Here is a 23,541-nt window from a genome sequence, read left to right as displayed (position 1 = left end):
ACGAGGCTTATCTCAGCGAGATGGCGAGCCCGCTCAGGTCGGCGTTGACCTGCAGGCCTACCTGTCGGCCCGTGAGTTCAAGCTGGGCGCCCTTGTCGTTGGTCATCACGATCACCTGGGCGCCTTTGCCGAGCGTGCCGCCGCCGCCGGCGGCGCCGTATACGCCAGTCACGTCCCGGACGCGCTTGATGTGGCGCACGGTGCCCTGGAAATAGGTCTTGGAGACCCCGAAGGCGAGGCCGCCCGAGACGCCGCCGATCGAGATCGGGTATTTGCGGCCATGGAAAGTCAGCGTGCCCTCGCCACCGGAGCCGCCGACAAAGAAGGCCGCCTTGTAGACGGAGAAGCGGATTTTACCGCTGTCGGCATGCGCGGCGCTGGCCAGGCTGACGCCCGCAGCGGCGATCGCGGCAATGGCGATTGAACGAAATCCGGACGAAATAGTCATGATGGGGAACTCCTGAAGATGGCCGCCTTGCCCGCCGGCAAGAATGTCAGCGTCGTATCAAGTTACAAATGAACAGTCTCGCCCATCATTGGTTCCAAGCCGCGGTCCAAATCTGGCGACGGGCGGGGCCCCAGGAACGAGGCCGGGCTCTCTGGTCGCAACGCTCCCCTTGTGAGATGAAGGCGTCCATGTACTCTCCACCGTGGTTGGCGAAGGGATTCTGGATGAAAACTGCGGTGGGGCTCGCAATGTCCGCATTGGCCGCGACGATGGCCGGATGCGCGACCTCTCCAGTCGACTACGGAGCCTCGCTTTCGCAGCAGGACCAGAAATGGGCGTCGCCGCAATGCCAGCAAGCTCGAGCGGCGGCTTCGGACTACGCGGTCCGCGAAAAAACGCATCCGGGTTGGGAATTCGTCGCACTAGGCCCGTATGGATTGGGGATCATAGCGGCCACCAAGGAGCACGAGCAGAAGCAGCGAAAGCTGCTCGCCCGCGACGTCCATCTGCAATGTTCGAGCCTTCCCCTGCCCAAGGAATTGCAGGGCGATATCGGCGCTGCCGGCCCCGGTAAGGCGCAATATCCGTAGACGGGAATGGGGCGCGAGCGCGATCCTCGCCGGAAAATCGTTTTCCTGGGGTTGCTCTACCGCAGCAATCCTTCCGCCTCAAACGTGTCCCAGCCCTCGAGCTTTGGCGCATCGTCTTTTCCCGAATTCCTGGTCTTGCGGGCGTTGCCCGTCCGCTTGCCTGCTCGCGTCAGCGCGGCCTTGCCAGCTCCGCGCCTCCTGTTTTCGGATGTTTCCCGCGCGTCCTCCTCCCGCCAGGCGGTCGCCAGGTCACGATCAAGAACGTCCTCGATGTGGCGTGGATCGAAGACATGGAAGGTCACGGCCTTGGATCGCCCGCGCATCTTTACGGTGCGCGTGCCGATGCTTTTCAGGCGACCATCCCTGAGCCACTTGTGCCGCTCGCGCGACGAGATGGTGAGAATGTCCTCCGCTTCTCGCGGAAGCACGGCCAGCGCTTCGATCCCCTCCAGCATCCTGGAGATGGTCGCCGAGGCGGCCCGGAACGCATCCGCGTCGGCTTGCAGCATGCGCAAGACGATGCGGCCGGTCTCGGCCTTGGCAAATTTCCTCACTGTCCAGGGCAGCCTGGCTCGTACTTCGCGTTCGATCCCTTTCAGGCGCAAGGAGGAGCCAAGCGTCGCCGACGGCGGCAGCGGCCATTCGGCAACCATTGACGCGGTGCTCGCGCCTTGCTCGGCCCTCCGGTCAGGGGTGGTCGCAATCGCCGCTGCGATGCCACCTAGGACCTTCCGCAGGGAACCGCGCCGCTTGGCTGCAGGTTTCATATTTCATCTTCGCTCGTCAGGTGCCTGCCGTGCAACGATCGTTCGCACAACAGACAACCGAAATCAGGCTCGATCAGTTCCCCCTGGCATGGGACCCGGCGGGTGTTCGGCTTCATCGGCGGGGCAGTTGGATTCGCCGCCCGATGGACACGCTTCATTCGGGTTCGCCAAACCACCGCGCCGCGGCCTTGGCAACTCCCTCCAGGTCCGGATCAGCGTCGGTGGCCCTGGGGCTGCCACCGCAGCCAATAAGCCAGCGCGCGCGAAGTGTCTCGCCGCCGGCGCGGACGGTCGTGCTCATCCGACTGCTCGAAGTCCTCGACTCCGAGGCCGCGCCTGATCTCGGCGCTGATCGCGCTTGCCCGCGCGGCGAGAAGGGTTGCGATCGCCTTCATGTCGGACGCGACGGGCGCTTGAGCAGCGTCCGATGTTCGTCGCGGGGATCTCGTGCACGAAGCCGAAGACCAGAACTTTCCCGGCGAAAGGAATTCGCTGGCGAAAGGAGTTGGGCTTGCCAAACCAACTCTGCCTTTTCCGACACGGGCTATATAAGGGGGTGGCGATTGATGCGCAGCAGGGTGCAATCAGAGGGGACGAGGACGGTTCCGAACAACAATGGCCAGGCGTTTTGCGTTTCTCCTCGTTCGCGACTTCACGCTGTCGCCGCTATCGTTGTTCATCGACACGCTGCGGCTGGCGGGCGATGAGGGCGACCGCAGCCGCAGGATAGAGTTCGACTGGGAGATCGTCGGCGAACGCGGCCTGCCGATCCGGGCAAGTTGCGGCGTCGAATTGCTGCCGACCGGGGGGATCGGCAACCCCGAGGATTTCGATAACGTGGTCGTGGTCGGCGGCCTGCTCGACACAAACCGCAGCCTGAGTTCCGAGAAGGAGGCGTTTCTTTTGCGTGCCGCCGGCAAGGGAGTGCCGCTGACGGCGCTCTGCACGGGAAGCTTCGTGCTGGCGCGCTACGGGTTGCTCGACGGCTACAGCGCTGCCGTCAGCTGGTTCCACATCAAGGATTTCCGCAGCCGGTTCCCGGAGGTCAACGCCCATGCCGACAGCCTTTTTACCGTCGACCGGGGCCGCGCGACATGCGCGGGCGGCACGGGTGCCGCCGACCTCGCGGGCCATTTCGTGTCCCAGTTCATCGGCCAGAAGGCGGCCGAGAAGGCCGCCAAGATCCTGGTGCTCGACCGGATCAGGAGCAGCCGCGACGTGCAGCCCGTCGGCGACCTGTTTCCGGCGGCGTCGAGCCGGGCGGTGAAGCGGGCCTTGCTGTTGATGGAGAGCAACCTGCAGGAGACGCTGTCGGTGGCCGAGATCGCAAGCCGCCTGAACTGCTCGCGGCGCCAGCTCGAACGGCTCTTCGGGTTGGAACTGGGCATAGGCCCGATGGCGGCATATCTGACGCTCAGGGTGCATCATGCGAAGTCGCTGCTGGAAGGCAGCGACTTGCAGATCGGCGACATCGCCTACCGCTGCGGCTTCACCAATGCCGGCCATTTCAGCCGTGTGTTCCGCCAGCAGACCGGCATCACGCCAACCCACCTCAGGCATCCGAACCGGGCAATGGCGGCGGGAGGCTAATGGTCGGTGACGGCCTTGGTCGTGTCGCATACCCCGCCTGGCCGATTGCGTCGGTGCAGAAGCTGGCCATAGCATTGCGACAAGCGGCGGTGCCGCTGCTGCCTTGACGGTCAAATTCGCCAGCGAGAGCCATGCCGCATTATCCTGACGCCATGCCTGGATCAAAGAGCCTCTTCGAGCGCGCCAAGAGGGTGATGCCGGGCGGCAATACGCGCACCACCGTCTTTGTCGATCCGTTTCCGATCTATGCCGCGCGAGGCGAGGGGTGCAGGGTCTGGGATGTCGACGGCAACGTCTACTATGACTGCATCAACAATTTCACCTCGATGATCCATGGCTACACGCATCCCGACGTCGCTGCCGCCGTGGTCGAGCAACTGCCGTTCGGCACGGCCTTCGGCGCCCCGACGCTCAGCGAGATTGAGCTTGCCGAGCTTCTCGTCGACCGGCTGCCCTCCGTCGACCGGATCCGCTTCACCAACTCCGGCACGGAGGGGGTGATGATGGCCATCAAGGCCGCGCGCGCCTTCACCGGGCGGCCGAAGATCGTCAAGATCGAAGGCGCCTACCATGGGTCGTATGATTTCGCCGAGGTGAGCCTGGACAGTTCCCCGTCCAATTGGGGCGACATGCCAAGCTCGACGCCTTACGCAAAGGGAACGCCGCGCGGGGTGCTGGACGATGTGATTGCCGTGCCCTTCAACGATGTCGAGGCGCTTCGCGCCGTCTTCGCCGCCCAGGGCGACAGCATAGCAGGCGTGCTGATCGACCCGATGCCCAATCGTGCCGGCCTCATCCCGGCACGCCGGGACTATCTGCACGCAATGGTCGAGATCGCCCGGGCGGCCGGGGCCCTGATTGTCTTCGACGAAGTCATCTCGTTTCGCCTTGGCTGGTCGGGCGCGCAGGGGTTGTGGGGCATCGAGCCCGACCTGACCGCGCTCGGAAAGATCATCGGCGGCGGCTTCCCCGTGGGCGCCGTTGGCGGGCGCGCCGATGTCATGGCGGTGTTCGATCCGACCAGGGGCAAGCCCGCTCTTCCCCATGGCGGCACGTTCACCGCCAATCCGGTGACCATGCGGGCCGGGCTCGCCTCGATGCGGGCGCTGACGAAGGAGAGCTTTGCCCATCTCGATACACTGGGCGCATTCCTGCGCGAAGGGGTGTCCGCCTCGTTCGACAGGCATGGCCTTGCCGGCCAATGCGTGGGCCTCGGTTCGCTGTTCAAGGTTCATTTTACCTCGCATCCGGTTACCGACTATAGATCCGTCTATCCGGGCCAGGCCGAGCACCGGAGGTTCGATACATTCCACAAGGGCTTGCTCAGCCGCGGCGTCCTGTCTGCCAGCTACGGCCTGTTCGCGCTCTCGACGCCAATGACACAGGCGGACGCGCGCAGCATTCTGCATGCGATCGACGACACCCTGGGCGAGATCGCAGCGCAGCGTGGATCAGGATGACGTTTGGTCGATTCGCCTCCCTATCTCTTTGTCGAAGCATGAGCTCTGGACAAACGGAAAGCGTTAGTCCGAGAAAACCGGTTCCCACGTCTGGGATCATGCCTGAAAGCAGGTGACAATATGACAGCTTCCCTCCATGTCGCGGTGATCGGTGCGGGCACGCTGGGCCTATGCACGGCGCTCAACCTCCTCGAACAGGGCGCGCGCGTGACGGTGCTGGAAGCGCAGTCGATCGCTTCGGGTTCGAGCGGCAGGTCGGTCGGCGTTGTCGGGTCGCAATTTACCGATCCGTTCGAGATCATGCTTCGCGTTCAATCGTTCCGCCGGTTTCGCCAGTGGGAGGGGCAGGGGCTTCAATTCAACCACATCGGCTATCTTCGGCTCGCGCGCACGCCCGCGCAGATGGAGCTGTTCGCGAAATCAGTCGAGATTCAGGGCGGGGCCGGCTTGAAGTCGCGCCTGATCCGTGCGAACGAACTCAGGGACCTTGTTCCCCACCTTAGCCCCGACGGGCTCGAAGGCGGTTTGTTCGGACCCGACAACGGCTTTCTCGATCCCTATGACATGTGCAATTTCCTGGCGCGGATCATCCGTGAAAAGGGCGGCGACATTCGCCAGTACCGCAAGGTGCTCGGGATGGGAAGGCGGCCAGGCGGCTACAAGCTGGAGACCAATGGCGATCCGGTCGAATGCGATGCCGTGGTCAACGCAGGCGGCGCCTGGGCGCCGCGGGTCGCCGAGCTCTTCGGCCAGCGCCTGCACATATGGCCCGAGCGCCATGAGGCGGTCGTCATCCATCTGGACAGGCCGCTCGACTATACGATGCCGATGGTCATGGACCTCGTGGACGGCGAGGGCAGCGGCCTTAATTTCCGCCACGACAAGCCAGGCGCGCTGATTGCCGAGATCCACAAGGTGACGTCCATCGCTCCCGAGGATCCGGACAATTACAACGACCAGTGCGAGGAGCAATCGAAGGTCCACCTGGCCGAACTGCTGCTGGAACGGCTGCCCGATCTGCCGGGCGCGCGGCTTGGCCGTGGCTGGGCCGGCCTTTATCCTGTCACGGCCGATCATCGGCCGCTCGTCGGACCGATCGATGCCTCGGAACCGGCATTGGTCACCGCCGCCGGCGCCGGAGGCTATGGCATCCAGCTGGCGCCGGTGATCGGGCAGATCGCGGCGGATTGGGTTCTTCAAGGCGCGCCGGCTTCAGTGCCCGGAGCCGGGAGCCTTGCACCCACGGCCGAGCGCAACATCCGCAAAGTCGATCACTGACCGGTGCGAGTTGAAACCAGACCGGCGCTGCCGGAATTGCGCAAAACAAGCGTTTAGAGCCCCGATGGGGATCTGCAGACCCCACGCCTTCAGGCGGCTGGGATCTGGGCTGTTGCGCGAGACGGCACGGGCGCATCAAATGGTGGCTGAACCGCACCAAGCGCCCGCGACCTTCAGGAAATCCGCTTCCCGGCCCCGTCCAGCAGCACGCAGCCGTCCGGGGCAAAACCCAACTCGATCGTCTCGCCTTCGCGAAGCACGCGGCCAGTGATCGGTGTATTGGCGCGGAGGCTGGTCTTGCCGCCGATGTCGATCTCGTAGATCGCGCTGCCGCCCAGATAGGAGGCCGAGATCACGCGGCCGGACAGCCGATTGGCGCTCGTTCCAGCACCGACCGAAAATTTCTGCGGCCGCACCACGACGGTGACCTTGCTGCCGTCGGCAAGCGGCCTTGGACAAGCCACGCTGACCGTCTGGCTGGTGCCAAGCACCACCGTTGCCGTTCCTTGGCCGGACCGGCTCACGGTCCCTGCAAGCATGTTGGCCTTGCCGAGGAAGTCGGCGACGAAGGCTGTCGCCGGCGCCTCGTAGACCTCCTCCGGAGTGCCGATCTGCTCCACCGCGCCCGCGTTCATCACCACGATGCGATCCGACATGGAAAGGGCTTCTTCCTGGTCGTGCGTGACGAAGATGGCGGTGATGCCGGTTTCCTTCTGGATCTTCTTGATCTCGACGCGCATCTCCTCGCGCATGTTGGCGTCCAGCGCCGACAACGGCTCATCCAGCAGCAGCACCTGCGGCTCGAAGACGATGGCGCGGGCGAGCGCGATGCGCTGCTGCTGCCCGCCTGACAGTTGCGACGGCAGCTTCTTCTCGCTGCCCGGCAGCCGCACCATTTCGAGCGCCTTGCCGACCTTGCGCACGATCTCGGGCTTCGGCACGTTGCGGTACTTCAGGCCGAAGGCGACGTTGTCGAATACGTTCTTGTGCGGGAACAGCGCGTAGCTCTGGAAGACCAGCCCGATGTTGCGCTTGTAGATCGGGACGTCGTCGACCCGCCGCCCGTCGATCATGATCTGGCCGCCCGAAATATCGACCAGGCCGGCGATGGAGCGCAGGATCGTGGTCTTGCCGCAACCCGAGGGCCCGAGCAGGGTGACGAAGCTGCCCTTGCGGATCGACAGCGAGAAATCGCGCACCGCGACGAACTTGCCGTAGGCGATGTCGATGTCGCGGAACTCGACCGCCGGGCTGTTCGCCTCGGCGGCCGCGCTCGCGCCGGCCGCCCCGGCCTGGACAGGCCGGGGATGGAGTGTCGTGTCCTGGCTGTCAGGCACCCTTCGAGATCCTGTTCCACTGCTTGGTCCAGGCGTCCTCGTTGGTCGCCCAATAGGTCGGATCGGCGAAGGTCAGCGACTTCATCGTGCCCGTCTTGTCGAATGCCGGCAGTTTCTCGATCTTCTCGGTCAGCTTGACCTTGTTCGGATCGAGCGACGGCGGATAGCTCTGGCCCTCGGCCACCGCGATCGAGGTCGCCGGGTCGAGCATGAAGTTAATGAGCTCCTCGCACTCGGCCATGGGCGAGCCCTTGAGGATCAGCATGTCCTCCATCCAGGCGTAGGAGCCGGCCGGATCGAGATAGCCGATAGGATGGCCCTGGTCCTGCAGCGCGGCGACGCGGCCCGACCAGGCATCGGTCACCACGATCTCACCCTTGGAAAGCAGGTCCATCAGCTCCGCGCCGGAACTCCAGAACTTCTTGGCGAGGTCGCGCGTCTCGCGCACCTTGGCCCAGATGGCGTCCATGTCCTTGAGGTTGTTGGGGTCCTGCCCGGTGGCGAGCGCCGCATACCAGACGCGCGTCGTCATGTCGGAATAGCCGCCGACCTTGCCAGCGTATTTCTTGTCGAGCAGGAGCCCGGCGCCCTTTTCCTTGGCTTCCTCCGGCGAGATCACCTTGGTGTTGTAGGCGATGCCGGTGGTGCCGTAGTCGTAGGGCACGGCCGATAGCTTTGGCGTCAGCTTGCGGAACGGCTCGATCATCGGCTGCAGCACGTTCGCCATGTTGGGAATGTTGGCCTCGTTGATTTCCGAGGTCAGGCCGGCGTTCACGTACTTGATGTAGTAGTTCACGCCGGAGGAATGGATGACCTGGTAGTCGCCGGGCTTGGCGGTCTTGATCTTGGTGATGATCTCGTCCTCGTCGCCGAACGTGCCCTGGACCACCTTGATCTTGGTCTTGGTCGTGTAGGGCTGGAAGGCGAACTTGTCGATCGCGTCCTGCACCGTGCCGCCCCAGCCGTCGAAGCGAACCTCCTGGACCGCGGCGAGCGCCCGGCCCATCCAGGGCATCGAAAGGCCCGCCGATGCTGCCGCTGCTGCGGTCAGCGTCAGGAACGTGCGGCGGCTCAGGTCGCCATTGGCGTATCGATCGTGCAGCCGTTCCAGCCGCTTGGTGGTGGTGAGTTTCATTGTATTTCCTCCTTTGGTTCGCCACGTCTTCTCAGTTTTGTCAGGCTTTGCAGGATCAGGCCACCGATCAGCGGGATGCCGACGGTCACCAGGATCATCACGGTGCCGAGCGCGTTGATCTCCGGGCTGATCGAAATCTTGAGCATGGAAAGGATCTGGGTCGGCATGGTCTCGACGCCGGCCGGCCGCCAGAACAGGCTGGCCGAGGTGTTGTCGAACGAAATGGTGAAGGCGAGCAGGGCGCCGCCGACAACGGCCGGGATGAGCAGCGGCAGCGTGATCTCGCGGAAGGACGAGAAGCGAGAGGCGCCAAGCGACAGTGCCGCCTCCTCGTAGACGCGGCGGATGCCGATCATGCGCGCCTGGGCGATCAGCACCACATAGGGCACGGCGAGCAGGATATGGCCAAGCACCAGGAGCAGCATGGTCCTCGGCTGGTCGACGGCCTTGATCAGCACCAGCAGGCCGACGCCGAGGATGGTTTCCGGCACCAATGCCGGCAGGATCACCAGCGTGCTCAGCGCCTGCTTGCCGCGAAATTCGAAGCGGACCAAGGCAAACGCCGTGGTGACGCCGATGGCGGTGGTGACGATGGCGGTGACCAATGCGATCCACAAGGATGTTCGAAAGGCAGCCAGCACCGCCTCGTTGGCCATCAGCTTGCCGTACCATTGCAGGCTGAAGCCGGTCATCGGGAAGCCGCCGAACATCGAGGCGTTGAACGACAGGACCACTGTCGCCACGATCGGAGCGAACATGAAGATGTAGACGCAGACCGTGACAAAGCCGGTCAGCCGCCAGGCCCATCTGCCTTCCTGCCTGCGCCGTGTTCCTCTCATCCTGCAAGCCCCGTCATCCGCCAAGCCCTTTGACGATCTGCGACATGCCCATGTAGCGCGTATAGACGGCGGCGAAGAAGCCGAGCACGATGAACAGCACGATCGAAAGCGTGGCCCCCATCGGCCAGTTCAATTCGCCCATGATGGTGTCGTAGATCAGGTTGCCGAACAGAGCGTCGCGGCCCGAGCCGAGAAGCTGCGGCGTGACATAGCTGCCGGCGGCCAGCACGAAGCAGAGCAGCAGGCCCGCAGCCAGGCCGGGAAGCGACAGCGGTAGCGTGACCTCGCGGAACGCCTGCGCGCTCGTGCAGCCCATCGAGCGGGCCGCCGAAATCAACGTCCGATCAATGCTCTCCAGGCTGACATAGACGTTGAGGATCATGTAGGGCAGCAGGAAGTGCAGCATGCCCAGGATGACCGCGCCTTCGTTGTAGAGCATCTGCAGCGGCTCATGGATGATGCCCATTTTGAGCAGCGCGACGTTGATGACGCCCTGTTCGCCCAGGATGTTGATCCAGGAGAAGGTGCGGATGGTGAAGCTGATCCAGAACGGCACGATCAGCAAAAGCAGCAACAGCCATTTGTGCTTGAAGGTCGTGGCCCAGATGAAATAGGCAGGGAAGTAGCCGAGCACGCCGCACAGCAGCGCCGTCATGGCTCCGACCCTCAAGGTCTTCAGGAGGAATCCGTGATAGTAGCTGTCGGTGAGGAATTCGTGCCAGTTCGCCGTCGTCAGTGCGCTCGTTTCCACGCCCGCGGTGACAAAAGTGAAGAAGGTATAGCCGGCCATCACGGCGATCGGCAGCACCAGGAAAAAGATCAGCAGCAAGAGCACCGGCGCGACCAGCATCCAGGCCAGCCGTGGATCATACAATGTCCATCGTCGTTTCATGAGCACCCGGTGCGCTCTCTTTGAAGCGCCTGTTTTGTTCCCGGGCCAAGATTGAGGGATTGCAGGCGCGATGTCCACAGTCGGCGATTGAGCCAGCGGACTTCAGTGTCGCCGGGTGCGAGAGATGCCGAAATTTGTCGGGAGACGGGGTCGCCACGCAACCCCGTTCGACCACACGTCGGGAACGGCTGGCCGGCGTCTCCTCAGCCCTTGGAAATACCGCGCGCGATCAGCCGGGCGAGGCGCTCCGAAAACGCCCTTGCGTCGGCCGGCTTGTCGCCGTCGAGGACGCGCGCCTCGTCGTAGAGAAGGTGGGCGGCATCCTCCTTGAAGGCCTGCTCGTCTTCGCCGAGGCTGGCGAGCGCCAGGACGCGCTGGTGGCGGGGGTTGATCTCGAGGATCGGTTTGGCTGTCTTGTCGAGGCGGCCGGCGGCGTTCAGCAGCCGCTCGAACTGGCGGTCGGGACCGTGTTCGGGCGCCACCAGGCAGACCGCGCTTTCGGTCAGGCGGTCGGAGGCCTTCACGTCCGACACGGCATCGCCAAGCGCCGCCTTGACGAAGGCCAAGAAGCCATCGACCTCGGGCGTCGCCGCCGCATCCGGCTTGTTCGCCTCGTCGAGCAGCGGGATCTCGGACAGTTCGGCCACGCCCTGCGTCACCGACTTGAACGGCTTGCCGTCGAATTCGGGCGCCATCGACGTCCAGAAACTGTCGACCGGGTCGGTGAGCAGCAGCACCTCGATGCCGCGTGCCTTGAAACCTTCGAGCTGCGGCGAGGCTTCGAGCCGTGCACGGTCGTCGCCGGCCATGAAGAAGATCGCCTTCTGGCCTTCCTTCATCGCCGAGACGTAGTCGGCAAGGCCGCGCCAGCCTTCGCCGGAGGCGGTTGAGCGGAAGCGGGCGAGCTTCAAGAGCTGCTCGCGCCGCTCATGGTCCTCGTAGAGCCCTTCCTTGAGGACGACGCCGAAGTTTTCCCAGATCTTCGCATAGGCCTCGGTCTCGTTCTCCGCCAGCTTGGCGAGATCGCCAAGCACGCGGTTGGTCAGGCCCTTGCGGATCGCGGCAAGCAGCGGGCTTTCCTGGATCATCTCGCGCGAGACGTTGAGCGGCAGGTCGGCGGAATCGACCAGCCCGCGCATGAAGCGCAGGTAGCGCGGCAACAGATCGGCATCGTCGGTGATGAAGACGCGGCGCACATAGAGCTTCATGCGGCCCTTCCGGTCCTGGTCGAAGAGATCGAAGGGACGCGAGCCGGGCACGAAGGCCAGCACGCTATATTCCTGCCGGCCCTCGGCGCGGAAATGGATGGTGGCGGCCGGCTCGTCATACTGGCCGGAGACGCCGCGGTAAAAGTCGGTGTATTCCTCGGGCTTGATCTCGCTCTTCGGCCTGACCCAAAGGGCCGTGCCATCGGCAATGTCGCGCGCCTCGGCACCGGGCCTCTCGATGAGCGTGATCGGCACCGGCACATGGCCCGACTGCGACTTGGCCAGTTGCTCGAGCCGATAGGATCCGGTGTAGGACACGGCGTCGTCCATCAGATGCAGCACGACGCGGGTGCCGCGCTTGGGGGCGGCTTCGAGCGGGGCGGGCGCGATCTCGTAGGAACCCTTGCCGTCGGACGACCAGCGCCAGGCTTCTTCGCTTCCCGCCAGGCGGCTGATGACGTCGACACGGGTCGCGACCATGAAGGCGGAGTAGAAGCCGACGCCGAACTGGCCGATGAGCTGCGTGTCCTCGCTCGAATTGCCGGCGCCGACGCGCTCGATGAAAGCGCGCGTGCCCGAGCGCGCGATCGTGCCCAGCGCCTCCGTCATGTCGTCGCGGCTCATGCCGATGCCGTTGTCCTCGACGGTGATCAGCTTGCCGTCGGGATCGGCTGAAATCGAGATGCGGGGCTTCGGATCGTCGGCCAGCAATTCGGGGCGACTGACGGCCTCGAAGCGCAGCTTCTCGCAGGCGTCGGCGGCGTTGGAAATCAGTTCGCGCAGGAAGACGTCCTTATCGGAATAGACCGAATGCACCATCATGTGCAGCAGCCGCGAAACATCCGCCTCGAATGCCTTGGTTTCCGTCGCTTTCGTGTCTGTCGTCATTCCGGCTTTCCACGCTTTCCTCCGCCCGCCGCGCCATGCGCGATCAGGACTTCCTTTCACCAATTTTCAACTGTGCTGGCAACTGCCGTCAGCAAGGCCAGCGCGCCGACAATATCGTGATGGGATGCTGGGGCCGCAAGGGGGTGGAAACGGTGCTGACGACGAAACAGCCAATCTCCCCCGCGAAGGGGGAGATTGGCAGCGTCGGCGCCGCCCCGGTCCTGCGCGCCCTACTTCCCCGCCATCTGGTCGGCAAGCGCCTGCGCCTGGGCAAGCAGCGCGGGGAAGGCGGGGTTGTCGCGCAGGTTCTTGCCCATGCAGGCGCGGAAGTCGCTGTCGCCTTTTGCCCAGGCGGCGTCGGCGGCATCGGATGTATTTTCGTCGCTGTCGTCGGTGGCCTGCTTGACCAGTTTCTGCGCGGCGGCGTCGGCCGCGGTCCAGACCGCGTCGCAGGCCGCGATCCTTGGGACGGGTGGTGCCGCGGGCGCCTCGGCGATCATGACGCTGTTGCCCTTGACCAGCGTGACGACGATTTCCTGGTCGTAGTTCGGTCCGACGTCCTGTGCCCAGCCGCCGAGGCGGGCGATCGCCATGTCGGCGCCGTCGGGCGTCTTCAGGGTGAAGTCGAGCGTGCCGGTGAAAGCGGCGTCGCTGCCGATCGCCTGGGTGTAGAACGCATCGAGCTTCAGCGCCGCGTCGAAGCTGGTGGGCAGTTTGAGATCGGCGTCCGTCTCCGCCGCACGCGATTGCAGCCAGCGCTCGACCAGCCCGCGTGTCGACGCGACGATGCTGGGGCCGTCCTCGGTGCCGTGACGCAGCCCGTCCAGCATGCCGAAGCCGACATCGGAGGAACTGAGGCTTTCGATATTGATCCTGCCGGCCGCCGGAAAACCCTTGACCGTGAAAGGTCCAAGAAGCGTCGAAAGGCGCTGTTCGAGATCGGCGCGGGCCTTCTCATTGGCCGCATCGAGCGTTTCCATGGGAGCGTTCGCGCTTTCCATCGCGGCGATGGCCGCGATCGCCTTGTCGCGCGCGGCGATGTAGTCGTCCTCCGGCGAAGCCGCATACGCCGCACCGCTCGCCAGCGCGAACACCAAAGTCCAGACCAGACGCATCGTGAAAACCTCCGTTTTACAAGCTCTTCGCGTGGCTTGGTGGCGATTGTGCGGCGGTGAAGTCATGGCGAGGCGTGGCGTATATCGGGGCACCAGGACAGCCCTGGCAAGGTCGCAAGCCCTCATGATGAAACCTTCCGATACCCAGGCCGTTATGGCCGTTGTGGCAGACATCAAACCCAAACAGAGGCCGGCCGGCGGCGCCAAGCCAAACGGTGCCAGGAAGCCCCGCCGGGAGAAGGTACCCGATGTCGAGGCCGCATCCGAGGTCGTCGGCGAGGCGGCGCCGCCGCCAGCGGCGGTGGAACCTGATCCGCAGCTGAGCCCCGAACAGGCCGAACAGGCGCGCAAGAAATACCTGCTGAAGCGCTTCTGGATCAGCGCGCGCGGCTATTGGAGCCGGCGGGGCGACAAGCTCGCCTGGCCATGCACGATCGCGCTCCTGATCCTGATCTGCGTCAATGTCGGCTTCCAGTACGGGATCAATGTCTGGAACCGCTCGATCTTCGACGCCATCGAGCAGCGCAATGCGCCGACCGTCTATTTCCTGAGCGCCGTGTTCGTGCCGCTGGTGCTTGGAAGCGTCAGCCTTGTCGTTGCGCAGGTCTATCTGCGCATGACGATCCAGCGCCGCTGGCGCTCCTGGCTCACTACATCCATCATCGGCCGCTGGCTCACCAACGGCCGCTACTACCAGCTCAATCTCGTCAGCGGCGATCACCAGAACCCGGAAGCCCGCATCGCCGACGATTTGCGGATCGCCACCGAATCGCCTGTTGATTTCGTCTCCGGCGTGCTCAACGCGTTCCTGGCGGCCTCGACCTTCATCGTCGTCTTGTGGACCATCGGCGGCGCGCTGACGCTGCCGATCGGCTCCTCGACCGTCACCATTCCGGGCTTTCTCGTCATCACCGCGGTCATCTATGCCGGCATCACCTCCACCTCGATGGTGGTCATCGGCCGGCATTTCGTCGAACTCTCCGAGCAGAAGAACCAGGCGGAAGCGGAATTTCGCTACACGCTGATGCGCGTGCGCGAAAACGGCGAGAGCATCGCCCTGCTCGGCGGCGAGGAGGAGGAGCGCAGCGGCATCGACAGGACCTTCGCCGGCGTGCTGGGGAAGTGGGCGATGCTTGCTGGCCAGCACATGCGCACGGCGCTGGTCTCGCAGGGATCGAGCCTGTTCGCGCCGGTGGTGCCGGTGCTTTTGTGCGCGCCAAAATTCCTCGACGGCTCGATGTCGCTTGGGCAGGTCATGCAGGCGGCATCCGCCTTTGCCATCGTGCAGGGCGCGTTCGGATGGCTGGTCGACAATTACCCGCGCCTGGCCGACTGGAACGCCTCGGCACGGCGCATCGCCTCGCTGATGATGTCGCTGGATGGGCTCGAGCGCGCGGAAGAGAGCGACGCGCTCGGACGCATCAATCGCGGCGAGACCAAGGACGACACGATGCTCAACCTCAACAATCTGTCCGTGTCGCTCGATGACGGAACCGCCGTGGTCAAGGAAACCGAGGTGGTGATCCAGCCGGGCGAGCGGCTGCTGGTGGCCGGCGAATCCGGTTCGGGCAAGAGCACGCTGGTGCGGGCGATAGCGGGCTTGTGGCCGTGGGGCGGCGGCAGCGTCGATTTCCACCCGGGCAAGCGCATGTTCATGCTGCCGCAGCGCCCCTACATCCCCTCGGGCACGCTGCGCCGGGCCGCTGCCTATCCAGGCGCCGCCGAGGATTGGACGATCCCGCAGATCAGGGCTGCCCTCGACAAGGTTGGGCTCGGTCATCTTGGCGACCGGATCGAGGAAGACGCGCCGTGGGACCAGACCCTGTCGGGCGGCGAGAAGCAGCGCCTGGCCTTCGCGCGGCTGCTCCTGCACGCGCCCGATATCATCGTGCTGGACGAGGCGACGGCGGCACTCGACGAGAAGAGCCAGGACAGGATGATGGAGACCATCATCCACGAATTGCCTAATGTGACCATCTTGAGCGTGGCGCACCGCGCCGAGCTGGAGGCCTTCCACAGCCGCAAGATCACGCTCGAGCGGCGCAAGGGTGGCGCCAAGCTGGTCAGCGATATCGACCTCGCCCCGCGCAAACGCAGGGGCTTGCTCGGCCGCGCCCTGTGGGGTTCCGGCACTTCCGCCGAAAAGCGCGGCGCCGCCCGTAAAAAGAGTTGATGACGCTCAGGCGAGTTCTGGTTTCAGCTCAAGGGATGGCCTTCTATCAGCCGCCCAATTCTTCCTGATGCGCCTTGGCGAGGTCGGCCATGCTGTCGAAGCGGAAGTCCACCTTCGGCATCTGGCCGGGATGCATCGTGGCGCCGAAACCCTGATCGGCATGCCGGCGGTGGATCCAGCACGATTTAAGGCCCAGGCGGTTGGTCACGGCATGGTCATGAAACAGGCTTTCGGCCGTGTGCAGGACTTGCTTGTCGCCGATCCCGAGCGTCGCCAGTTTTTCCAGCATATAGTCGAAATTCCGGGGCGACGGCTTGTAGGAGCCGATGTCCTCCGCCGTGTAGATCGCATCGAAATCGACGCCGAGCTTCCTGTTGCTGAAGGAGAAGCTCGTATTGTCGACGTTGGAGAGGATGACGAGCTTGTAGTGCTGCTTGAGGTATTGCAGGGCGGCGGCGGTATCGGCAAAGGCCGGCCAGTCCTTCACGCTTTGGCCATAGGCGATGCATTCCTCCGGCGTGGTCACGACGCCCCATTCCTCGGCGAGCCGCTTGTAGACGACAGCCAGAAGGTCGCAGTAGCGCTTTTGCGGCGTCCAGTCCTGCTGGCTGGATTCGTGCCTGGCATGCGCCTGCAGGATCTCGTCGCGGCCGAGGCCGCGGCCAACCCGCCCGGTCAGCGGCTTCAGGGCGTCGATCATGCCGGATTCCCAATCGATTAGCGTGCCGTAGCAATCGAAGGTCAAGGCCTTGAAATCAGTCAGCTTCATGGTTCACTCCCTTGAGTTGGATAATTGGCTGGCGTTTGCGTGGATCGCGATCAATCGGCCGGCTGCCCGGCTGGGCGCAAACCTGCCTCGCCCTTCGATGTGGTGCCACGCGACGATGTCAGCCAGACGCCGAACAGCGTAACCGCGAGGCCGAGGACCATCGCCGCCGAAAGCGGCTCGCCGAAGAGCAGCCAGGCCCAAAGCATCGTCACCGGCGGGCTGAGATAGATCACGCTGCTGACCTGCGCGGCGCTGTGGAGGCGCAGGCTCGCATAATAGACGCCGTAGCAGAAGAAGGTCGAAAACAGCACCAGCCAGGCGATGCCGAACTCGAACCGGCCATCAAGGGGCGGCATCAGCCCGCCTTTCCATTCGGCGCAAACGGCAAAAAACAGCGCCGCCGTCAGGCATTGGATGCACAGGCTCTGGTGGATGGGCATGTTGATCGTCCCCATCCGCTTCTGCAGCACGGTCGCCAGGGCGAAGACCATCATGGAAGCGATCGTGACCACGTACGCCCAGGCCGGCGCGGTGCCGAGACTGAGGCTGTTCAGCGAAACGATCAGCACGCCCAACACGCCGAGAGCCGTTCCGGTCCACTGCCTCGATGTCAGCCGGTGGCCGAGAACGGGCTGCGATAGTGCCGCGATGGTGAGGGGGACGAGGTCCGAGATCAGCGCGACCAGGCCGGTCGGCACGCGCTGGCCGATGGCAAGCGCGAAGCCGCCGAGATAGAGGAACATCATCGCAACGCCGAACGCCATTTGCTGGAGCAGCGCCTGGACGCCGATGCGCGGCCCGACCATGAGCGCGAAGGGCAGGAGGACCAGCCCTGACATCAGGGTTCGCCAGAACAGCACCAGCATGACGTCGGCGCTCTCGCTGGCGTGACGGATGCCGACAAAGCCCGAGCTCCAGCTTACGACCAGGGCTGCCGCCAGAAGCGGCCAGGCCAGGCGACGGGACGGAGGTTTCGGGAGCGTCATGCAGTCTCTTCGTCGAAGCGGGTTCGCCAGCGGATCACGGCCGATCTCGAATGCGGGATTTATGGCGGCGCGCAAGCGCCTTTGCACATGACAAATTTCGATATATCCATGAAATAGGCGCGAGATGTGGCATATATGATTGACCTCAAAGCCCGTTCTCTGCCGAAACCTTGAAGCGCTGCTTTCGTTTCAAACGAGGATTGTCATGACTGGAGTGATGAGCCGCCGCCTGGATGTCGATGCCTTGCGGGCGATGGTGGCGATCGAGAAACATGGCGGCGTTACCCGGGCGGCCGAGATGCTCGGCCTGTCGCAATCGGCCGTCAGCCACAAGATCAGGCGGCTGGAAGCGAGTCTCGGCTGCGAAATCCTCAGTCGCAAGGCGAATGCGCCGATGTTCACCAGTTCAGGGCAGGATCTGCTGGGCTATGCCAGGCGCATCCTGGGCATCCATGACGAGGCGATCCTGAGCCTGTCGAAGAGCACGCTGCAAGGCAAGATCGCTTTGGGGATGACCGAGGATACGACCTGCACGGACCTTTCGCGCATCCTTGGCCGATTTCGTCGGCTATACCCCGAGGTGAGCGTGCGCACGCAGGTGCGCATGAGCCTGGCCTTGCAGAAGCTGTTGGGCGAGGGCGCGCTCGACGCGGCCATCATCCAGGTGTTCCAGCACGACGTCCGCCCCACCGATGTCCCGCTGTTCCGCGAGACCCTGCATTGGGTGAAGTCGCCCGAGCTGACCCTTGGGAAAGGCGACCCGGTGCCGTTCCTGTCCTTCGACGAGAACTGCTTCTATCGCCGTTGGGGCCTCGATCTCGGCCAGGACGAGGGAACGGTGTTCGAGATCGTGTTCGAATGTTCGAGCGCGGCCGGCATCATCGCCGGCGTGACCTCCGGCCTCGGCGTGGCGCTGCTCAGCCAGCGCCATCTGCGGCCCGGCATGGAGATCGTCGACAAGTCGTTCCCCAAGCCTCCGGACCTCGCCTACGTCATTCGCCGCGCCCGCAACGTCCGCAATCCCGCGCTGGAGACGCTGGTGCGGGAGATAGAGGCTGAGGTGAAGCGCCACGGGACCCTGCAGATCGCGGTGTGAGGAGGCGTGATTAGCGTTGGCGCCCGTGCGCCCGGTCGATGATATCGCGCGCTCGAGCCTCTCGCCTCATTTCCGGAGTATCTTCTCCATCGCTTTCCCCTTCGCAAGCTCGTCGATCAGCTTATCGAGGTAGCGAATTTCCTTCATCCGTGGATCCTCAATATCTTCCACGCGGACGCCGCAGACCACCCCTGTAATCAAATTCCGCAAAGGATTCAGTCGAGGGGCCTGACCAAAGAAATCCTCGAAGCTGGTTTTCTTCTCCAGTTCGGCGTCGAGTTCTTTCTCGGTGTAGCCCGTCAGCCAGCGGATGATCTTATCGACCTCGGCTCTGGTGCGTCCTTTCCTTTGCGCCTTGGCGACATAGTGCGGATAGACGCTGGCAAAGCTTGTGGAATAGATTCGATGCTCCGTCATGACGTGCCCTTACCGGTGGCGCCTATCGCCCGCACTCAACTTTGCCTCCAATGCGCAGGTCTCAGCAATTGGCGCAGGACCGACTCCAATCTTCCCGCCGCCCTTCACCCGTTCCTTTTCTCCACCTCAGCCTTGCGCAACAAGAACCGTTGGATCTTGCCGCTAGGGGTCTTCGGCAATTCCCCGACGAAGTCGATCTCGCGCGGATAGGCATGGGCCGAGAGGCGTTTGCGGACATGCTGCGCCAATTCTTCGGCGAGTTCCGGGCTGCCCTCGTAGGCGGGCGCCAGGATGACGAAGGCCTTGACGATCTCGGTGCGCTGCGGGTCGGGTACGCCGACCACCGCCGCCTCGTTGACGGCGGGATGTTCGATCAGCGCGCTTTCGACGTCGAAGGGGCCGATGCGGTAGCCTGACGAGGTGATGACGTCGTCGGCGCGGCCGATGAAGGAGACCGAGCCGTCCGGCTCGTATTCCACCGTGTCGCCGGTGCGGTAGTAGCCGCCCGATATGGCCGGCGTTTCGGCCTGGTGGTAGCCGTCGAACCAGCGCAACGGCGAGTTGGCGATGTCGACGGCGAGGATGCCGGGCTGGTTGGAGCCGAGCTCGTTGCCGGCCTCGTCCAGCACCACCATGCGATAGCCCGGCATGGCAAAGCCCGCCGAGCCGGCGCGGACAGGGTGCGCCAGGCCGTGATGGTTGTTGACCATCATGCCGTTCTCGGTCTGGCCGTAATGGTCGTGGATGGGCGCGGCGAGATGGGCGTCGAACCAGCGGATCACTTCCGGGTTGAGCGGCTCGCCGGCGCTGCTCACCACACGCAGCCGGCCTTTTGCACGCGCGGCGGCGTCGGGACCTTCGGCGAGCAGCAGGCGGAAGGCGGTGGGCGAGCCGGCAAGGCTGGTGACGCCAAGCCGCTCGATGACATCATAGGTGTTTTTGGCGGTGAAGGCGCCCTCGTTGAAGGTCGTGGCGATGCCGAGCAGCAGGGGTCCCGTGATGGCGTAGTAGAGGCCATAGGCCCAGCCCGGATCGGCGATGTTCCAGAAGATGTCGTCTGGGCGCAGGCCGATCGCGTCGCGCATATAGGCGCCGAAGGCGAGCAGCGCGTTGAGCGGCACCGGCACGCCCTTCGGCAGGCCGGTGGTGCCCGAGGTCGACATCATCATGAACAGGTCTTCGCCCTTGCGCATCACCGGGTCGCAGTTGGGTGAGGCGGCGGCAAGCGCGGCACGGAAATCGATGTCGCCCGGGGACAGGGCGTCGCCAGCACCGAGGATGGTGGCGATTTGCGGAGGGTTCGCGACCTCGTCGAGCTTGCCGCGATTGGCCGGATTGGTCATCACCAGCCTGGCGCCGCTGTAGCCGAGCCGGTGTTCGATCGCCTTCGGGCCGAAGGCAGTGAACAGCGGCTGGTAGACCGCGCCGATGCGCCAGGCGCCGAGGATCAGCGCCACCAGTTCGGGGATGCGCGGCAGCATGCCGGCCACGACATCGCCCGGGCCGACGCCCAATTCCTTCAGCAGAGTGCCGACGCGGCCGGACATGTCGGCGAGATCCTCGAAGCTGAATTCGCTGAGTTCGCCGCCGGCAGAGATGGCGCGCAGCGCCAGGCGGTTTCCGCCGGTGTGCCGGCCGCAGCATTCGACATAGGCGTTGATGCCGGTCGCGGGGTCGCCCTGCAGTCTGGCGATCTCATCCTCGATACGAAAGCTTGCAACGGCATCGTCATAGCGCGGCAAGCCGGCTTGCGTCTTGGTCATGAAAATCCTCCCTGGCGGTGCGCCATCTCCCCATGGCACGCGCTGTCGCGGCGACATTGACATCAGATGGCGCCGATGGGCAACGGCGAGTGCCTGTTCCTTTGTATTGACGCAACTCCGGACGAAAAACCGCTACACACTTTTCCCGGAATTGCGCTTACAGGTTCGCCTCGGCGAAGATGCGTGCCGCCCAGTCGAGAAAGACGCGCAGGCGCGGCGAAAGCTGCCGGTTCTGCGGATAGAGCGCCGACAGCGGTGTCGGCGAGGGCGGATACTCGGCCAGCACCTCGACCAGTGTTCCCTCTGCCAAATCCTTCTCGAAGCGATAGCGCGGCGCCTGGATGAGGCCGAGGCCAAGCCGGGCGAGGTCGGCGGCGGTGTCGGAATTGTTAGCGGCGACGCGGCCGGGCAGCCTGACCTCGCGCGTCTTGCCGCCGACGGTGAATTCGAAGGGCAGCACTTCGCCGGTGCGGGAGGAGACGAAGCCGATCGCCTGATGGCCGTCCAGCGCATCGGGGGAGGCCGGCGTGCCGTGGCGAGAGAGATAGGCGGGGCTGGCGCAGGTCATCTCGCGGATCATGCCAAGCCGGCGCATGATCATGCCGCTGTCAGGCGGCTCGCCGACGCGGATGACGCAGTCGACACCCTCGCGCACCAAGTCGACCAGCCGGTCGCTCTGGCCGATCTGCAGGTCGATCCTGGCATAGCGGGCGAGGAATTCCGGCAGGCGCGGCAACAGGAAGGTGCGTGTGAGCAGCGTGCTGGCGTCGATGCGCAGCAGGCCGAAGGGTTCGGCATTGCGGAAGGCGGCCTCGGCATCCTCGATCTCGGCCAGGATGGACAGGCAGCGCCGGTAATAGGCCTCGCCGTCCTGCGTGGCGTTCACCTGGCGCGTCGTGCGCTCGAGCAGCCTTGCGCCGAGATGGTCTTCCAGCCGCCGGACCGCTTCCGTCGCGGTCGAGCGCGGCAGGCCGAGATCGGCGGCGGCAGCGGTGAAGCTGCGCCGCTCCAGCACGCGAACGAAGAGCCGCATCGTGTCCAGGCGATCCATGGTCTTTGTTCGCAGTTTCCGAATAGTGATGTCAAGACAAGGCTGATTATCCGGAAGTTGGTTCGGCCTATATCCGTCTCACCAACAAGAAGGAGAGACTTCCATGACTTCAGGCCAAACGAGCACGGGCCAAACTAAAGCGGCGATCGTGACCGGCGCCTCCAAGGGCATCGGCGCGGCGATCGCGCGGAGGCTGGCCCGCGACGGCATCGCCGTCGTCGTCAATTACGCGCGGGGACAGGCCGAGGCCGAGGCGCTGGTGCGCGCCATCGAAGCCGATGGCGGCAAGGCGATCGCCGTGCAAGCCGATATCGCGGTTCCGGCCGGTATCGCCAGCCTCTTCGACGCCGGCGAGAAGGCGTTCGGAGGCATCGATATACTGGTCAACAATGCCGGCATCATGAAGCTTTCGCCGATCGCGCAGGCCGATGATGCCTTCTTCGACACCCAGGTCGCGATCAATCTCGGCGGCGTGTTCCGTGGCATGCGCGAAGGCGCAAAACGCATTCGCGATGGCGGCCGCATCGTCAATTTTTCGAGCAGCGTGGTCGGCCTCCACCAGCCGGGTTACGGCGTCTATGCCGCCACCAAGGCGGCGGTCGAGGCGATGACGCACATCTTGGCCAAGGAGCTTGGCGCGCGCGGCATCACCGTCAACGCGGTGGCGCCCGGACCGGTCGAGACGGCGCTGTTCACCGATGGCAAGAGCGCGGCGCAGATCGAGGCCACGGCCAAGATGATCCCGCTCGGCAGGCTCGGCCAGCCCGACGACATTGCCGGCGTGGTCTCGTTCCTGGCCGGGCCGGACAGTGCCTGGGTCAACGGGCAAATCATGCGCGCCAATGGCGGCGTGATCTGAAGGAGGCTGGCCGCTGCTGCTGTGGCGGCCCGCCTCCCGTTCCATTTCGAAGCCTAGCCCAAACGATTGAGAAGACAAGGAAAGACCATGCCATTCGCCAACATCAAGATGCCGCAGGCGGCGCTCTCCAAGGCACAGAAAGAAGACCTCATCCATCGCACGACCGCCATGTTCGTCGACTTTTTCGGTGAGGGCGTGCGGCCCTACACGATGGTGCTTGTGGAGGAAGTCGCCGATGGCGGCTATGGCCGTGCCGACGAAGTGTTCGTGATGCCGGACGCTTTTCGCGCCAAGGACTAAGGTTGCCGATGTCCGGCCGGCCTGCACATGGCTCACGCCCGCGCTTCCGGTACTCACATGCTCAAAAGCACCCTCCGTTAGCCGCAGCATGGCCCGGCGGAGGGGCCACAGCAGGCCTTGGCCTTCTTTTCCTCCTCCAGCCAGCGGTCGCGCGGCTTGCAACTCGCTGGCCGTGGCGCAAGCGCGACATGCACCGCGCCGTCGGCCAGCCGGGGCAGGGCGGCCCGGTAGAGCTGCATCGGGCGCACGCCGTCGCTGACCTCGAAGGTCAGCTTGGCCGCCTGGTCGAGACCGACATGCTCGGTCACTTTCCGGATGATCGCCGCGAATTTTCCAGCCGGCATATGGGTGCGGTCCTCATTGACGTCCCATAGCTGCACGAAGATCTCCGACCATGATTCCGGATTCCCGCCGCAGTCGAGCGCGTCGAAGCGGCCGGCCTTGACCTCGGTGACATGGTAGCCCGGCAACACCGGCCCGCCTTCATGGAAAAACACCAGTGGCTTTTCCCTGTGATCCGCCAGAAAGCCCAGCAAGCCGGCCATGGTGATGTCCCGCGGGTCGGCCGTGATCACGGGAT

The 23,541-nt window shown here is 64.5% G+C and carries 22 protein-coding genes; 8 read left to right on the top strand and 14 right to left on the bottom strand.

What is annotated here, in order from left to right; translation table 11 throughout:
• Positions 1–7: 7 nt before the first annotated feature.
• On the bottom strand, positions 8–448 hold the full coding sequence (locus FJW04_RS20970) for a hypothetical protein (protein ID WP_140663452.1): 441 nt from the start codon (positions 446–448) through the stop codon (positions 8–10).
• 224 nt (positions 449–672) lie between these two features.
• On the opposite strand from FJW04_RS20970, the gene FJW04_RS20965 reads away from it, so the two are divergent.
• Positions 673–1,038 (top strand): hypothetical protein, encoded by a 366-nt coding sequence (locus tag FJW04_RS20965; RefSeq protein WP_140716421.1) that lies wholly within the window; start codon positions 673–675, stop codon positions 1,036–1,038.
• Between the two features lie 56 nt (positions 1,039–1,094).
• Here FJW04_RS20965 and FJW04_RS20960 read toward each other — a convergent pair whose 3' ends face one another.
• The gene (locus tag FJW04_RS20960; protein WP_140716419.1) at positions 1,095–1,805 is read right to left on the bottom strand and encodes a hypothetical protein; all 711 of its coding nucleotides are present in this window, start codon (positions 1,803–1,805) and stop codon (positions 1,095–1,097) included.
• Positions 1,806–2,420: 615 nt separating this feature from the next.
• Between FJW04_RS20960 and FJW04_RS20955 the strand changes: the two genes are divergently transcribed.
• The 3 genes from FJW04_RS20955 (at position 2,421) to FJW04_RS20945 (ending at position 6,133) form a co-directional block, all read left to right on the top strand.
• On the top strand, positions 2,421–3,395 hold the full coding sequence (locus FJW04_RS20955) for a GlxA family transcriptional regulator (protein WP_140716417.1): 975 nt from the start codon (positions 2,421–2,423) through the stop codon (positions 3,393–3,395).
• A 131-nt stretch (positions 3,396–3,526) separates the two neighbouring features.
• Entirely contained in the window at positions 3,527–4,855 is a 1,329-nt protein-coding gene (locus FJW04_RS20950; protein ID WP_140716415.1) for an aspartate aminotransferase family protein, read from the top strand.
• Between the two features lie 120 nt (positions 4,856–4,975).
• Entirely contained in the window at positions 4,976–6,133 is a 1,158-nt protein-coding gene (locus FJW04_RS20945; RefSeq protein ID WP_140716413.1) for an FAD-dependent oxidoreductase, read from the top strand.
• Between the two features lie 173 nt (positions 6,134–6,306).
• On the opposite strand, the gene FJW04_RS20940 is transcribed toward FJW04_RS20945, so the two are convergent.
• From FJW04_RS20940 to FJW04_RS20915, 6 genes are all read right to left on the bottom strand, one after another.
• Positions 6,307–7,470, bottom strand: a complete 1,164-nt coding sequence (locus FJW04_RS20940) for an ABC transporter ATP-binding protein (RefSeq protein ID WP_140716411.1) — start codon at positions 7,468–7,470, stop codon at positions 6,307–6,309.
• A complete protein-coding gene (locus FJW04_RS20935) occupies positions 7,463–8,605 on the bottom strand; it encodes an ABC transporter substrate-binding protein (RefSeq protein ID WP_140617953.1) in 1,143 nt (380 codons plus the stop codon). Before FJW04_RS20935 ends, FJW04_RS20940 begins: the two co-directional genes overlap by 8 nt.
• A complete protein-coding gene (locus FJW04_RS20930) occupies positions 8,602–9,444 on the bottom strand; it encodes an ABC transporter permease (protein WP_140617954.1) in 843 nt (280 codons plus the stop codon). Before FJW04_RS20930 ends, FJW04_RS20935 begins: the two co-directional genes overlap by 4 nt.
• A 13-nt stretch (positions 9,445–9,457) precedes the next feature.
• Positions 9,458–10,336, bottom strand: a complete 879-nt coding sequence (locus FJW04_RS20925; protein WP_140617955.1) for an ABC transporter permease — start codon at positions 10,334–10,336, stop codon at positions 9,458–9,460.
• Between the two features lie 203 nt (positions 10,337–10,539).
• Positions 10,540–12,432: a molecular chaperone HtpG gene (gene htpG, locus FJW04_RS20920; protein WP_140716409.1), complete on the bottom strand. Its 1,893-nt coding sequence runs from the start codon at positions 12,430–12,432 to the stop codon at positions 10,540–10,542.
• A gap of 230 nt (positions 12,433–12,662) precedes the next feature.
• The gene (locus FJW04_RS20915) at positions 12,663–13,547 is read right to left on the bottom strand and encodes a hypothetical protein (RefSeq protein WP_140716407.1); all 885 of its coding nucleotides are present in this window, start codon (positions 13,545–13,547) and stop codon (positions 12,663–12,665) included.
• 163 nt (positions 13,548–13,710) lie between these two features.
• Here FJW04_RS20915 and FJW04_RS20910 point away from each other — a divergent pair, with 163 nt between their 5' ends.
• Positions 13,711–15,720, top strand: coding sequence for an ABC transporter ATP-binding protein/permease (locus FJW04_RS20910; protein WP_041163784.1), 2,010 nt, complete (start codon positions 13,711–13,713; stop codon positions 15,718–15,720).
• 46 nt (positions 15,721–15,766) lie between these two features.
• On the opposite strand, the gene FJW04_RS20905 is transcribed toward FJW04_RS20910, so the two are convergent.
• Positions 15,767–16,489: a haloacid dehalogenase type II gene (locus FJW04_RS20905; protein ID WP_140716405.1), complete on the bottom strand. Its 723-nt coding sequence runs from the start codon at positions 16,487–16,489 to the stop codon at positions 15,767–15,769.
• A 50-nt stretch (positions 16,490–16,539) separates the two neighbouring features.
• Positions 16,540–17,475, bottom strand: a complete 936-nt coding sequence (locus FJW04_RS20900) for a DMT family transporter (protein ID WP_140716403.1) — start codon at positions 17,473–17,475, stop codon at positions 16,540–16,542.
• Between the two features lie 205 nt (positions 17,476–17,680).
• Between FJW04_RS20900 and FJW04_RS20895 the strand changes: the two genes are divergently transcribed.
• On the top strand, positions 17,681–18,571 hold the full coding sequence (locus tag FJW04_RS20895; protein ID WP_140716400.1) for a LysR family transcriptional regulator: 891 nt from the start codon (positions 17,681–17,683) through the stop codon (positions 18,569–18,571).
• Positions 18,572–18,637: 66 nt separating this feature from the next.
• On the opposite strand, the gene FJW04_RS20890 is transcribed toward FJW04_RS20895, so the two are convergent.
• From FJW04_RS20890 to FJW04_RS20880, 3 genes are all read right to left on the bottom strand, one after another.
• Positions 18,638–18,988, bottom strand: a complete 351-nt coding sequence (locus FJW04_RS20890) for a DUF2200 domain-containing protein (protein WP_140716398.1) — start codon at positions 18,986–18,988, stop codon at positions 18,638–18,640.
• 104 nt (positions 18,989–19,092) lie between these two features.
• Entirely contained in the window at positions 19,093–20,751 is a 1,659-nt protein-coding gene (locus tag FJW04_RS20885) for an acyl-CoA synthetase (protein WP_140716396.1), read from the bottom strand.
• A 157-nt stretch (positions 20,752–20,908) separates the two neighbouring features.
• Positions 20,909–21,802, bottom strand: a complete 894-nt coding sequence (locus FJW04_RS20880; protein ID WP_140716394.1) for a LysR family transcriptional regulator — start codon at positions 21,800–21,802, stop codon at positions 20,909–20,911.
• A 103-nt stretch (positions 21,803–21,905) separates the two neighbouring features.
• On the opposite strand from FJW04_RS20880, the gene FJW04_RS20875 reads away from it, so the two are divergent.
• Both FJW04_RS20875 and FJW04_RS20870 read left to right on the top strand, forming a co-directional pair.
• Positions 21,906–22,661: an SDR family oxidoreductase gene (locus FJW04_RS20875; protein WP_140716392.1), complete on the top strand. Its 756-nt coding sequence runs from the start codon at positions 21,906–21,908 to the stop codon at positions 22,659–22,661.
• Between the two features lie 87 nt (positions 22,662–22,748).
• Positions 22,749–22,961, top strand: coding sequence for a 4-oxalocrotonate tautomerase family protein (locus FJW04_RS20870; protein WP_140716390.1), 213 nt, complete (start codon positions 22,749–22,751; stop codon positions 22,959–22,961).
• Positions 22,962–23,038: 77 nt separating this feature from the next.
• Here FJW04_RS20870 and FJW04_RS20865 read toward each other — a convergent pair whose 3' ends face one another.
• A complete protein-coding gene (locus FJW04_RS20865) occupies positions 23,039–23,506 on the bottom strand; it encodes a DUF6428 family protein (RefSeq protein ID WP_224622535.1) in 468 nt (155 codons plus the stop codon).
• Positions 23,507–23,541: the final 35 nt, after the last annotated feature.

The sequence above is a fragment of the Mesorhizobium sp. B2-7-3 genome (assembly GCF_006440715.1).
Lineage (GTDB): Bacteria > Pseudomonadota > Alphaproteobacteria > Rhizobiales > Rhizobiaceae > Mesorhizobium > Mesorhizobium australicum.
The sequence above is the reverse complement of the archived record's forward strand: the minus strand, read 5'-3'. Positions and strand labels throughout refer to the sequence as shown.